Annotated in this window: 14 protein-coding genes and 1 pseudogene; 5 read left to right on the top strand and 10 right to left on the bottom strand. The window is 60.2% G+C overall.

Translation table 11 applies throughout. From position 1 onward, the window contains the following. Positions 1-34: 34 nt before the first annotated feature. On the bottom strand, positions 35-268 hold the full coding sequence (locus BSK43_RS35815) for a helix-turn-helix transcriptional regulator (RefSeq protein WP_246662672.1): 234 nt from the start codon (positions 266-268) through the stop codon (positions 35-37). After that, complete coding sequence (locus BSK43_RS35810; RefSeq protein ID WP_246662671.1) at positions 199-786, bottom strand: cupin domain-containing protein; 588 nt, start codon at positions 784-786, stop codon at positions 199-201. Before BSK43_RS35810 ends, BSK43_RS35815 begins: the two co-directional genes overlap by 70 nt. Positions 787-1,045: 259 nt before the next feature. Here BSK43_RS35810 and BSK43_RS25740 point away from each other — a divergent pair, with 259 nt between their 5' ends. Both BSK43_RS25740 and BSK43_RS25735 read left to right on the top strand, forming a co-directional pair. After that, complete coding sequence (locus BSK43_RS25740) at positions 1,046-1,891, top strand: SDR family oxidoreductase (RefSeq protein WP_077471267.1); 846 nt, start codon at positions 1,046-1,048, stop codon at positions 1,889-1,891. Positions 1,892-2,085: 194 nt separating this feature from the next. After that, entirely contained in the window at positions 2,086-2,394 is a 309-nt protein-coding gene (locus BSK43_RS25735) for a Dabb family protein (RefSeq protein ID WP_068384970.1), read from the top strand. A 78-nt stretch (positions 2,395-2,472) separates the two neighbouring features. Here the strand turns inward: BSK43_RS25735 and BSK43_RS25730 are convergent, their stop codons facing one another. The 6 genes and pseudogenes from BSK43_RS25730 to BSK43_RS25710 form a co-directional block, all read right to left on the bottom strand. Then, positions 2,473-3,375: a zinc ABC transporter substrate-binding protein gene (locus tag BSK43_RS25730; protein WP_077471266.1), complete on the bottom strand. Its 903-nt coding sequence runs from the start codon at positions 3,373-3,375 to the stop codon at positions 2,473-2,475. Positions 3,376-3,394: 19 nt separating this feature from the next. Further along, positions 3,395-4,266: pseudogene (locus BSK43_RS25725) on the bottom strand (metal ABC transporter permease). Continuing rightward, a complete protein-coding gene (locus tag BSK43_RS25720) occupies positions 4,263-5,045 on the bottom strand; it encodes an ABC transporter ATP-binding protein (RefSeq protein ID WP_077471264.1) in 783 nt (260 codons plus the stop codon). The pseudogene BSK43_RS25725 and the gene BSK43_RS25720 overlap by 4 nt, the downstream one beginning before the upstream one ends. Continuing rightward, a complete protein-coding gene (locus tag BSK43_RS36035; protein WP_281406655.1) occupies positions 5,042-5,170 on the bottom strand; it encodes a hypothetical protein in 129 nt (42 codons plus the stop codon). Before BSK43_RS36035 ends, BSK43_RS25720 begins: the two co-directional genes overlap by 4 nt. A 225-nt stretch (positions 5,171-5,395) precedes the next feature. Further along, on the bottom strand, positions 5,396-5,881 hold the full coding sequence (locus tag BSK43_RS25715; RefSeq protein WP_077471263.1) for a peroxiredoxin: 486 nt from the start codon (positions 5,879-5,881) through the stop codon (positions 5,396-5,398). An 82-nt stretch (positions 5,882-5,963) separates the two neighbouring features. After that, positions 5,964-6,803: a protein-disulfide reductase DsbD domain-containing protein gene (locus BSK43_RS25710; RefSeq protein WP_077471333.1), complete on the bottom strand. Its 840-nt coding sequence runs from the start codon at positions 6,801-6,803 to the stop codon at positions 5,964-5,966. 141 nt (positions 6,804-6,944) lie between these two features. Here BSK43_RS25710 and BSK43_RS25705 point away from each other — a divergent pair, with 141 nt between their 5' ends. The 3 genes from BSK43_RS25705 (at position 6,945) to BSK43_RS25695 (ending at position 9,035) form a co-directional block, all read left to right on the top strand. After that, entirely contained in the window at positions 6,945-7,550 is a 606-nt protein-coding gene (locus tag BSK43_RS25705) for a YqgE/AlgH family protein (RefSeq protein WP_077471262.1), read from the top strand. A 94-nt stretch (positions 7,551-7,644) separates the two neighbouring features. Continuing rightward, positions 7,645-7,836 (top strand): CsbD family protein, encoded by a 192-nt coding sequence (locus BSK43_RS25700; protein WP_068384996.1) that lies wholly within the window; start codon positions 7,645-7,647, stop codon positions 7,834-7,836. A gap of 143 nt (positions 7,837-7,979) precedes the next feature. Further along, positions 7,980-9,035, top strand: coding sequence for a putative zinc-binding metallopeptidase (locus tag BSK43_RS25695; protein ID WP_077471261.1), 1,056 nt, complete (start codon positions 7,980-7,982; stop codon positions 9,033-9,035). 30 nt (positions 9,036-9,065) lie between these two features. Here BSK43_RS25695 and BSK43_RS25690 read toward each other — a convergent pair whose 3' ends face one another. Beyond that, complete coding sequence (locus tag BSK43_RS25690; protein WP_077471260.1) at positions 9,066-11,978, bottom strand: sensor domain-containing phosphodiesterase; 2,913 nt, start codon at positions 11,976-11,978, stop codon at positions 9,066-9,068. After that, on the bottom strand, positions 11,975-12,589 hold the full coding sequence (locus BSK43_RS25685; protein WP_034489725.1) for a GNAT family protein: 615 nt from the start codon (positions 12,587-12,589) through the stop codon (positions 11,975-11,977). The genes BSK43_RS25690 and BSK43_RS25685 overlap by 4 nt, the downstream gene beginning before the upstream one ends. Positions 12,590-12,599 lie beyond the last annotated feature (10 nt).

Raw genomic sequence — 12,599 nt, 5'->3', positions numbered from 1 at the left:
TATGTTCAGCCCGCCGACTCCGGCCCGTTCTGGCTTAAGTCTGGGCGATTGCCGCGTATTCGCTCGGCGGGCAGCCGACCCTGTGACTGAAAGCGGTACTGAACGCACTTGTCGACTTGTAGCCGATCTGGAACGCAATCTCCTCCAACGTGCCGCTTCCGCGGCGCAATGCGTCCTTCGCGAGCGCCATCCGCCAATTCAGCAGATACTCCACTGGCGCCGCACCCACGGCCTCGGAAAACCGCCGCGCAAATGCGGCCCGCGACATGCCGGCCTGTCGCGCCAGCTCTTCGACGGTCCATCCCCTGGCGACATCGGCATGGATGTTGGCGAGCGCTTGGCGAGCCTCGTATCGGCCAGTCCGCCCAGTACGCCGCGATGTGGCAGGGAGGACGCGACTTCACGGCGCAAGGTTTCGATGAGCATAACCTCGATCAGGCGGGAGAGAACTGCGTTGCGACCCGGGCGCGTTTCATCGGCCTCTTCACGGACGATGGAGACGAGCGTGTGCAGTCTGGCTGCCGCCTCATCTTCGGCACGCAGATGGATGCAACGGGGTAACAATTCGACAAGCAGGTGCGCATTTGCCGGATCGCAGACGATCAATCCACCGACGATCCGAGTTGCCGGTTCGTCCAGCGGATTGCCGAGCCGCACTTCGCCGTCGACGGAGTGAATGGCCTTGAAGGCCTCATCCGACAGTACCGTTTTTGCCGTTGGCTCGCTGAGAAACACGTCCGCCATCGGCCTGGAAGACAGGACATAATCTCCCACCCGCAGTTCCAAGAGGTCACCTCCGGCCACTTGAAACCAGCAATTGCCCTCCATCGCAAAATAGAAGACCGGGCCGTTGAGGTGGCACCTGCACGCCCCAGAGGCCAGACGCAGCCATTCTGCCGAGCAGCACGGTCTGTGGGCGAAGCAACTGAATGATGTCGGTTAAAGCGTCCATTGAGACGATCCGTAATGAAATCGAGATTAATCATTATAGATTATCATCTTTTGCTCGCTTAGCAATTCTCCAACACGAAATGGAGAACAACACATGACCAAGACTGTCCTTATCACCGGCTGCTCGTCAGGAGTGGGCAAATCCGCCGCGAGGTTCTTTGCGGCTCAGGGCTGGAACGTTGTCGCGACGATGCGAAATCCGCAGCCGGAGCTTGCGAATGAAAACCCGGAGCGAATCCTCGTTGTGGCACTCGACGTATCCGATCAGGCCAGCATCGGCGCGGCCATTGAGGCCGGCATTGCGCGTTTCGGCAAGATCGACGTGGTCATCAACAACGCTGGTATCACGATGGTCTCGATCTTCGAGGCGACACCGCAAGAGGCCGCGCGCCAGATTTTCGAAACCAACGTTTTCGGGGTGATGAATGTCATTCGAGAAGCAACACCTCATCTGCGCAAGCAGGGTGGCGGCACCATCGTCAATGTCACCTCGGGCGTCGGCTTCATGGCGGTGCCGCTGCTCTCCCTTTATGTCGCCTCCAAGCATGCCGTCGAAGGTCTGTCGGAATCGCTCTCCTATGAGCTGGAATCGCAAAATATCCGGATCAAGATGGTCGAGCCTGGTGCGATCCGCAGCACCAATTTTGCCGCGAGCGGAATGGCCCTGTCGCAGCAGATACCCGTTCCGGAGAACTACAAGGCCTATTTCGATCACGCGCTTCAGTCGATGATCGATTATCCCTTCGATTCGACGGAGGAGCAGGTGGTGGTGGAGACTATTTTCCAGGCGGCAACGGATGCCTCCAGTCGTCTCCGCTATGTCGTCGGGCCTGATGTGGAAGAATATGCCCGTCTCCGCTGGAGCACCTCCGAGGATGAATATCGTGCCGAAATGAGCCGCCTGACAGGGCAAAACGCCTGGCGCGAAAGAAGCGTCTGAACGTATCGCGATGATTTGCGCGGGAGCCGGCAGACCGGTTTCCCCGCATCTTCTAGCTGCTCCTCGCAAGGCTCAAGGCGAGACTGCGGCTGTCCTTTCCAACAGCTGATAGAAATACCGGGATTGCTGTGTAGCACCTTGCCCCATCCCCCTTTCTCTCTATGCTGCCCCCAACATCAAGGGAGGCTGTATCCATGATCCTGCACTGCGTTTTCCTGCGGCTGAAATCTGCCATGACACAGGATGAGAAGAAGGCGCTTTTTGAAGCCGTGGCCGCTTTGCAGCAGGTCATTCCTGGCATTGTCGATGTGAAGTATGGGCCGAATGTCTCGCCGGAAGGGCTGCATGGCGGCTTTGTCGATGGCTTTGCGGTGACGTTTGAAAGCCCGGAAGCGCGGGATGCCTATCTGGTGCATCCGCAGCATGTGGCGGTCGGCGAGCGGATTGTCTCTTCGACCGATGGCGGCCTTGCCGGGCTGCTGGTCTTCGATCTCAATCTTTAACTCCGTCTTTAAGCAGAATGGGGCGCAGGTGAAATCCACCTGCGCCCCATTTTGTTCGTTGTTTGCTCAATCGGTAGTTCAGCTGGCCTTCGCCATCGCAGCGGCTAGCTGGTCAACGTTATAACGGAACATTTTCTCGTAAGTCGAAGCCGGTCCATTGGTCTTGGAAAGGGATTCGACATAGAGCTCGCCGCCGGGCTGAGCGCCGGTCGCCTTGGCGACCTGCTTGACGAAGCGCGGATCGTTCGAGTTTTCGAAGAAATAGGTCTTCACATGCTCGGTCTTGATCTGCTCGATCAGCTGGGCGACCTTGGCGGCCGAGGCTTCGGTTTCCGTCGAGAAGCCGAGCGGGGCAAGGAAGTTCACCTTATACTCGCGGCCGAAATAGCCGAAAGCGTCGTGGCTGGTCAGCACCTTGCGGCGGTCGTCAGGGATCTTGTCGAACTTGCTGTGCGCGTAAGCGTCGAGCTCGGTCAGCACCTTGGTGTAGCGCTCGGCATTGGCCTTGAAATCGGCGGCATCGGCCGGATCGGCAGCGGACAGCGCCTTCTCGATATTGGCGACCCAGATCTTCACGTTGACTGGGCTGTTCCACACATGCGGATCGGTGACCGTCTTGCCGTCATCGACCATCGTGCGGGTATTGATGCCTTCGGAGACGACGACCGGCGTGCCCTTGTAGCCCGAAGCCGTGATCAGCCGGTCCATCCAGCCTTCCAGGCCTTCACCGCTGACGAAGGTGACCTTGGCGGCATTGAGCCGCTTGGCATCGGCCGGCGACGGTTCGAATTCATGGGGGTCGCCGTTCGGGCCGACAAGGCTCGATACCTTCACATGGTCGCCGCCGACCTGCTTGACGACATCGGCAAGCACGGTGAAGGAAGCGACGACATCAAGCGTCTCGGCAGAGGCCGGGCGGACGACGCCGAAGGCGACGAAGGCCACCGCAGCGGCTGAGATGAGCAGTCTCTGTTTGTTCATGCGAGTCTCCTTGTTCGGATTAGCCCCGGAGATGGGGACGGGGGAAGAACCGCCGGGCAAGGCCCGAAGGCGCGAAGAGAATGGAAAAGCCGTAGATCACGCTCGCGGTGATGATGATGGTCGGACCCGAGGCAAATTCGAGATGATAGGAGGCGATGAGGCCGATATAGCCGGAAGCTGCCGCCGTGCCGGTCGCGATCACCATCATGGCGGGCAGGCTGCGCGACCAGAGCTGCGCAATGGCGGCCGGCAGCATCATCAGCCCCACGGCCATCAGCGTGCCGAGCGCCTGGAAGCTGGCGACGAGATTGAGCACGACGAGCAGCAGGAACAGGAAATGATAGACCGGCCCGCGCCCGCCAACCGCGCGCAGGAAGCCCGGATCGAAACATTCCATGACCAGCGGTCGGTAGATGACCGCGAGCGCCAGCAGCGTCACGGTGGTGATCGCGCCGATCTGGTAGAGGGCAGGGGCGTCGATCGCCAGGATCGTGCCGAAAAGTACATGCAGGAGGTCGATATTCGACCGAGCAGCGAGACGATGAGCACGCCGAGCGCGAGAGAGGTGAGGTAGAAGCTGGCAAAGCTCGCATCTTCCTGCAGCACCGTCATGCGGCTGACGAGGCCCGAGAGCAGTGCCACCGAAAGGCCGGCCACGAGACCGCCGAGGCCCATGGCCGTCAGCGACAGCGAGCCGGCGATAAGGTAGCCGATGGCGGCACCCGGCAGAACGGCATGGCTCATGGCGTCGCCCATCAGGCTCATGCGCCGGAGCATCAGGAAGACGCCGATCGGGCCGGAACCAAGGCCCAGGCACAGGCAGGCTATGAGCGCGCGCCGCATGAAGCCGTAATCCGCAAACGGCGCGAGGAAAATATCGTAGACCGTCATTCGGCCGGCTCCCGCCGTGCAATCTCGCCGGTGTTGGGCGCATCTTCAGGCCGGCATGCATCTGCCTCTTCGTCCCAGCGCTCCGCCATGGCCCGCGCCTTGAGGAGATTGCTGGAACTCATGACCTCCTGTGTCCGGCCCCAGTCGACCAATTCACGGGCGATCAGCAGCGTTTCAGGGAAATGGGCGCGCACCTGATCGAAATCATGCAGCACGGCGATGACGGTGCGCCCTTCCTTATGCCACCTGAGGACAAGGTCGAGCAGGTCGCGCGTCGTACGTTGGTCGATAGCGGTGAAAGGCTCGTCCAGCAGGATGACGCTGGCGTCCTGCAGCAGCAGCCGGGCGAAGAGCACGCGCTGGAACTGCCCGGCCGAGAGTGCGCCGATATGCCTGTTTTCGAAGCCCGAAAGCCCGACGAGCGAAAGCGCATCGCGAGCCCGATCCGCATCCTGGCGCGAGAAGCGACCGAAGGCGCCGGAGGTCTTCCAGGCGCCGAGCATCACCGTATCGGCAACCGAGATCGGAAAGCGGCGGTTGATATCGGCCGCCTGCGGCAGATAGCCGAAATCGTTCCGCGTCAATGTTCCGCGATCGATCGATCCTTCGACCGGGCGCAATTCGCCGATGATCGCCTTCAGGAGCGTCGACTTGCCGGCGCCATTCGGTCCGGCGATCGCCGTCAGGCTGCCGGTTCGGAAGGCGCCGGAAACGTGATGCACGGCGGGGTGACGTTCATAGGTGACGGTGAGATTGGTGAGGCGGATCAGATCACTCATGCCAGGGCTACCGCCCAGCCGATAGCAGCCCAAAGCACCGCGATACCCACGGCAACATAGGCAAGTCGCGTCAGAGCGGAGCGCCCTATCAGGGAGGACGCGAGGGGGTCGCGTTCAAATCGCATGCGGGCACTCTCTTTATGTAATAACGTTACGTGTAATAGCGGGGAGAATGCGGCAAAAAAGAGGCAAGAACCAGAATAGCTGTGACTGGCTATAGCAGGCAGCGAATTCGCTTGGGCAAGCGACTTGCATGCATCAGGATCAGCCCGATCGATTGAGCACTCAAGCGTATTAAACAACAAAGGGCGCCATTGAGGCGCCCTTTCATTCTGCGTTGAATTTTGAAATCAGAGCTGCTCAATCATCGCCGCAGCGCCCGAAACCGTCGCCTGGCCGGGACTTTCCTCGATGTTCAGCGTCTTTACCACGCCGTCTTCGACCAGCATGGAATAGCGCTTGGAGCGAACGCCGAGACCGCCGGCGGAGAGGTCGATATCGAGGCCGAGTGCCTTGGCGAAGGAGCCGTCCCAGTCGGCGAGGAAATGGATCTTGCCCATGCCGCCGGAGGATTGTGCCCAGGCACCCATCACATGCCAGTCGTTGACCGAGATGACGGCGATGTCATCGACGCCCTTGGCGAGGATGGCGTCACGGTTTTCGAGATAGCCGGGCAGATGGTTGAGCGAGCAAGTCGGCGTGAAAGCGCCGGGAACGGCAAAAAGCACGACGCGCTTGCCGGCAAAAAGCTGCTCGGTGCTGATCTCGACCGGACCGTCCGCGGTCTTTTCCTTGAAGGTGGCGGCAGGCAGTTTATCGCCGATAGCGATGGTCATGGGGTCTCTCCTTGGGGCGATATCGGGGCGTTTGAGCCGCCGCCGATTGGATGAGGATTGATAGTGAAACTATAGGTCAGGGCTATTCCAGCGCAAGCGTGGTTTCCATGGCGCGGTCACCGTCGACCACGAGGATGCCCCACGTCTTGCCCTTGGTGTCATAATTCTTGGGCAACTTGCCGATCGTGATATCGGCTGAATAGGCGTTGCCTTCCCGTTTCGCATTTGCCTGCTCGAAAAACGCGTAACCTGCCGGCCCGGTAACGTAGATCGTTGGCGCGTCTCCTGTCGCCTCAGGCAGCGTCAGGCGCAGCGCGAGCGTCTTGGCGTCTGACGAGAGGCTATGGCTCTGGAGGGCGAAATCGGAGGATGGTGCCTGCGGCAGCGAAGCCTTGGCCGCATCCAGCAGCGCCAGCTCATGTGTCGTCGGCTGCTCGCCTGCCGGCAGTTCAAGCGAATACTCCGCCTGGAAGGGAATGCAGATATCCTTGCAGAGGCCGATGAAGGCGGTCAATTCCAGTTTAGTCGGCGCTTTGCTTGTGGTCCGGAAATCGAGCGGCAATGTCACCGGCGCGTCATAGCCGATCTCCTGTATGTTTCCGACCATGATCTGCTTCGGTGTCGGGTAGCTGGCCCTTTCGAGAGTGACGCCGCTCCCGGGCGCGAGGCTCACTTGCGGAGGGATGCCGCTCTGGCCAGGTTCGCGCCAATAGGTGATCCAGCCGGGCTGCGGTTCGATCTGCAGGGCGGCGCGGATATGCCCCTCTGCGTCCGGCGCCAGTGCCACTAGCCGCATGCGGCCACCCTGATTGTCCACCCAGTCGCTCATCGCGGCATGGGCGGCGATGCCGGCGCAAAGTGTGGCGGCAAATGTTCCGGCAAGGAGCGTCGACAAGCGGGCAAGGGTGGTCAATCCGATCATGGGATGAGGATTTAACGGATCGGGCGGCGCGGGGCCAGCGCGGCGGAAAAAAGAAATGATCATTTTCAGTTGATTGATTTATGACATTGCCCCATCTTGCTTTTTTAGCGGTGCAGTTATGGACTGCGGTCAGGAGGCACGATGTCCCTATCGACGCTGAAGAATAGACGCGAAAGAGGTTTTCTCGACGGTCAGTTCGTGATCGCCATGCCCGGCATGGAGGATCGGAACTTCAACCGGACGGTTATTTATATTTGCGCGCATTCCGATGCCGGCGCCATGGGCTTCGTCATCAACCGGGCTCAGAAGCTGACCTTCACCGACGTGCTTTTGCATCTTGAAATGGTCAAGGACGACGATGCCATCGTTCTCCCGGCTGCCGCGCGGGATTTTCCGATCCAGACCGGGGGACCCGTCGAAAGCGGTCGCGGCTTCGTATTGCACTCGGACGACTATATCAGCGACAGCAGCATTCCGGTCAGCGATGATATCAGCCTGACGGCGACGCTCGATATCGTGCGGGCAATTTCCAAGGGAAGCGGCCCGAAACGCGCCACCATGCTGCTCGGCTATGCCGGCTGGGGTGCCGGCCAATTGGAGGCCGAAATCGGCAACAATGGTTGGCTGAATTGCCCTGCCGAAGAGGCGCTGATCTTCGACCGCTGCCTCGATGACAAGTACGAACGCGCCTTGGCGCTGATGGGCATCAACCCTGCGATGCTGTCGCCGCATGCGGGTCATGGCTGAAGCAATCTGCATTATATTGGAACGATATAGCACTCGTGACGTTTCCCTCCCAGAACAACGGCAATACCGCCGTGCAACCAAGGAGGCGCTCGATATGGGCAGCATGAGTGACAAGGTATCCGGCAAGGTAAACGAAGTGGCCGGCAAGGCCAAGCAGATGGCCGGCAAGGCCACCGACGACAAGGAATTGCGCGCAAAAGGCGCGGCCCAGGAAGCCAAGGGCAAGGTTCAAAGTGCCGTCGGCAAGGCCAAGGATAAGGTCAAGGGCGCAGTCGACCGGATGTAGTCCGGTTGCTCGTTGAGAGCCGATTTCAGGCCGCCGGCAATCTGAGATAGTATTGTCGTCAGCGGCCTGCCAGGAAGAGCCTGTCGCGGAGACGCGACGGGCTCTTTGATGTCAGGCGAAGCGTCATTTCGAAGAGGGCTTCCATGCGGCTTTTCACTTGCGACCATTGCGGCCAGCCGGTGCATTTCGACAATAGGCAATGTGTTCGCTGTGGCCATCAGCTTGGTTTCGTCCCGGATCGTCTGGCGATATATGCGCTGGAAGGTGAGGGCGGCACTAACTGGCATCTGGTTTCGGAGCCGGAGAGGCATGTCCGCTTCTGCGCCAATGCCGAACTCGATATCTGCAATTGGCTCGTCGATGCCGAAGATCCGCAGCTCTATTGCGTTGCTTGCCGTCACAATCGCCTTGTGCCCAACACCGACACTCAGCAGGGCATAGACCGCTGGCGACGCATCGGCCAGGCGCAAAGACATCTGTTCTATTCGTTGCTGCGCTGGAATCTGCCGCATCCGGATCGGCATGACGACCCCGAGGGTGGGTTGGTGTTCGATTTCCTTGAGGACGAAGTGCAGGGTGGCAGTGTTGTGCCGGCCAAGACAGGCCATGAAGAGGGGTTGATCGCCATTCGTGCCGCCGAGGCCGATGACGTCACGCGCGAACAGGCACGCACCTCCATGAACGAGCCATATCGCACGCTGCTCGGCCATTTCCGACACGAGACAGGACATTTCATCTGGAACAAGCTTGTCCGCGACCGTGGCCAGTTCGATGCCTTCCGTACTGTCTTCAGTGATGAGAGGGTGGATTACGGCATGGCGCTCCAGCATCACTACGACAATGGACCACCGCCAAACTGGCAGGAAAATTTCATCAGTGCCTATGCCAGCGCACACCCCTGGGAAGATTTTGCGGAATGCTTCGCGCACTATCTACACATCGTCGATACGTTGGAAACCGCGCGCTCATTCGGCCTGGCGGTCGATCCGAGAGGCTATCACGAGATGGCGGCGGAAGTGGATTTCAATCCCTACAGAGCCGAAAGCGCCGATCAGCTCGTCAGCGCCTGGATTCCCCTGAGCGTGGCGATCAACGCCATCCAGCGCAGCATGGGACAGCCGGATTCCTATCCCTTCATCCTGTCGCCGCCGGTGATTGCCAAGCTGGATTATATGCGCGGCCTTATCGAGAGCGCCTGATCTGCCGCTCTCAATAGATGCGGAAGTGGGCTAGGCCCGCTTTGTCAGGGGAAAGCGTTCTTTCAGCAGCCTGATAACCGACTCTGATCCCATCGGCGGCCCGAAGATGAAGCTCTGCCCGTAAGTGCAGCCGATCTTGGCGAGTTCCAGCGCATCCTCTTCGGATTCGATGCCCTCGGCGACAACACGCATATTCAGTTCGCGCGCCATGGAAATGACGGAGCGCAGGAGAATGGCCTTCTTGTCGCTCTCGTCGCGGACCATCGCCTTGTCGAGCTTGATCGTATCGAAGGGGAAGCGGGTGAGGTAGGCGAGCGAGGAATAGCCGGTGCCGAAATCGTCAAGCGCCAGGCCGATGCCGGCTTCGCGGAGCTTGTCGAGCACCAGCCGGGCCTGCTCGGGGTTTTCCATCACCTGCGATTCCGTCAGCTCCAGCTTGATCCGGCTCGGATCGCAATGGGTCTTGGCGAGCAGGGCGCGGATATCGTCATAGAGTTCGTTGTTGAGCAACTGCACGCTGGAAAGGTTGATGGAGACGAACAGCGGCAGGTCGCCGGTCTGTCGCTGCCAGGCCTTCAGATCGTTGGTCGCCTGCTCGAGCGCAAACATGCCAAGCGGGCCGATAATGTCCGAGGCCTCGGCAATGGGAATGAATTCCGTGGGCGGAATGTTGCCGCGTTTCGGATGTTCCCAACGCATCAGCGCCTCGAAGCCAGCCACTTCGGCATCCTCCAGCCGCACGATCGGCTGATAGACCAGCGAAAGTTCCTTGCGTTCAACGGCACGGCGCAGGTCGGTTTCGAGCTGCAGACGATCGGTGCCGAAGCTGCGGAAGGCGGGCTGGAACGGCTCGACGCGGTTGCCGCCGGCGCGCTTGGCCCGATACATGGCAAGTTCGGCGTCGCTGAGCATGCCGGACGCATTTTCCTGCTGATCGACCCATGAGGTCAATCCGACGGAGGCCGTCAGGATGATCTCGCGGTTGGCGAAATTGATCGGCACCATGATCGCCTTGCTGATCGCATCGGCAAAGTCCGCGACTTTTGCCGGATCGCGTTCGGACACGAGAATGAGGCCGAACTGGTCGCCGGAGAGACGAGCCAGCGTGTCCTGAGGCTTCAACAGGCGGCGAAGGCGTCGGGTCAGCGCAATCAGGATATTGTCGCCCGCCGCCACGCCAAGCGTATCGTTGACGAGCTTGTAGCGATCGATGTCGATGACCATCACGGTCGGCCGCAATTGGTTGCTATCCGATGCCAGCGTCAGCACGGCCTGCAGGCGATCGAGGAAGACCTGGCGGTTCGGCAGCCCTGTCAGATTGTCGTGCACGGCGTCGTGCAGCAGTCGTTCGATCGAATTCTTCTGCTCTGTGATATCGACGATGGTGCCAACGCAGCGAATGATTTCGCCGTTCGAACCGAGCACCGGCCGCGCGCGAATGGAGAGCCAGTGGAAATGGCCATCTTCGGCACGAATGCGGAATTCGTGGTTCAGCCGGCCGCGTCGATGTTCGAGAAGAACGTCAAGAGTCGCTCGGAAACGGTCGCGGTCGTCGGGATGCAGTCGCGGCAACCAGTTACGGGCCGCGCCGTGCATGCTGCCGGGCGAAAGACCGAGCTTCATGGAGATGTCGGGGGTCGTGACGACGCGGTCGCGCGCTACGTCCCAATCCCAGACGGTATCGCCCGAGCCGGTGAGGGCGAGGGATTGCCGCTCGAGGTCGGAGAACAAGCCCTGCTGGAAGGCGCCGCCGGCAAAGGCATGCTGCATGACGGTAAAGCCGATCAGCAGGACGATGAGCACCAGGCCGCCGCCGAGTGCCGGCTGGATGATGTCGTTGTCCAGCTTGCCCATGATCGTCATCCAGGCGCCAAACAGCCAGACGAGGATCAGCGCCCAGGCGGGCACGAGCAGGATGGCACGATCATAGCGGTTGAAGCCGAGATAGATGATGAGCAGCAGACCCGCGGTCGCCGTCAGCGCCAGCGACAGCCGGGCGATACCGGCCGCGATCGACGGATCGTAGATCGCCACGCCGAAGAGCAGGGCAAGACCGAGGACCCAGGCCAATGTCACATAGCCGAGATGCGCATGCCAGCGATTGAGATTGAGATAGGTGAACAGGAAGATCACCAGACTCGATGCGAGCGCCACCTCCGCGCAGGCGCGCCATATTCGCTGATCGCTTGACGTGATGCTGATGAGCTTGCCGAGGAAGCCGAAATCCACGCAGATATAGCCGAGCACCGCCCAGGCGAGCGCCGCCGTCGCCGGCAGCATCGACGTGCCTTTGACCACGAAGAGAATGGTCAGGAACACCGCCAGCAGGCCGGCAATACCAAGCACGATGCCGCGATAGAGCGTGAAGGCGTTGACCGTGTCCTTGTAGGCGTTCGGTTCCCAGAGATAGAGCTGCGGCAAGTTCGGAGAGGAAAGCTCTGCGACGAAGGTGACGACTGCGCCGGGGTTCAGCGTGATGCGGAAGACATCGGCCTCGTCGCTCGGCTGCCGATCGAGCGCAAAGCCTTCGCTCGGCGTGATGGCAACGATACGCTGCGAGCCAAGATCCGGCCAGAAGACTTTCGAGTTCACAAGGCGGAAATGCGGGGCGACGATGACGCGCTCCAACTGCTCTTCGGACACATTGGCGAGCGCGAAAACGGCCCAGTCGCCCTGATGGTTTGGCGAGGAGGATCGTACCTCAATGCGGCGCCGAATACCGTCGGCGCCTGCGGCCGTTGAAACCTGAAAAGCCTCGCCCTGATTGGTGTAGATCTCTGTCGTCGCCGTCAGGTCGAGCGCGGTATCGTCGCGGGAAATCTTCACGGGCTCGGCTGCATGCGCCATGCCGGCAAAAAACAGCAGCAGGGCGGCGGCAAGTGTCGCAAGCACTGTGCCGAGCCGTTTGGCCATCGGCATCGTCGGTATCAGCGCGGTAGTCATCGCTGGTCGTATTTTCGGTTCGGGTCGGCATCCGCAGCCAACCTGGAAAACATCACGTGGTCGCGCCACTGACCGTTGATTTTTAGATAACCGCGCAAATGACCTTCCCGCTGGAAACCGGCTTTTTCCAAAAGCCGCATGCTACGCTCGTTATCCGGAATACAGGCTGCTTCAATTCGGTGCAACTCAAGTCCGGAAAAGATATAGGGTATAACCAATTGAAGTGCGGCGAACATATGTCCCTGACCGGAATAGCGTTCGCCCATCCAATATCCGATCATGCAGCTCTGCGCAGCACCGCGGCGAATGTATCCGATCGTGATGCCTCCGACCAATGTCGTGTTTTCCCTGAGGAAAACGAATAGCGGTATGGCCTGGCCGGAACTATATTCCTGCTTGCCTCTGATGATACGGGCCCGATAGGCAGCCTCCGTCAACTCGTCATGCCGCCAGGTGGGCTCCCAAGGCTCCAGAAAGCGGCGGCTTTCAGCCCTCAACCTGTGCCATTGGTTGAAGTCGGAATAGCGCGGCAGACGCAGCAAATATGTGTCGTTTTCGAGTTCAACCGCGTCCGGATGACGTGAGAGAAACCGAAAGACAGATTTTTGCATCCCGCCAAGC

Origin of the sequence: Rhizobium sp. P44RR-XXIV, assembly GCF_001999485.2 — a bacterium.
Taxonomy (GTDB): domain Bacteria; phylum Pseudomonadota; class Alphaproteobacteria; order Rhizobiales; family Rhizobiaceae; genus Rhizobium.
This window is presented reverse-complemented; position numbering and strand designations above follow the sequence as displayed.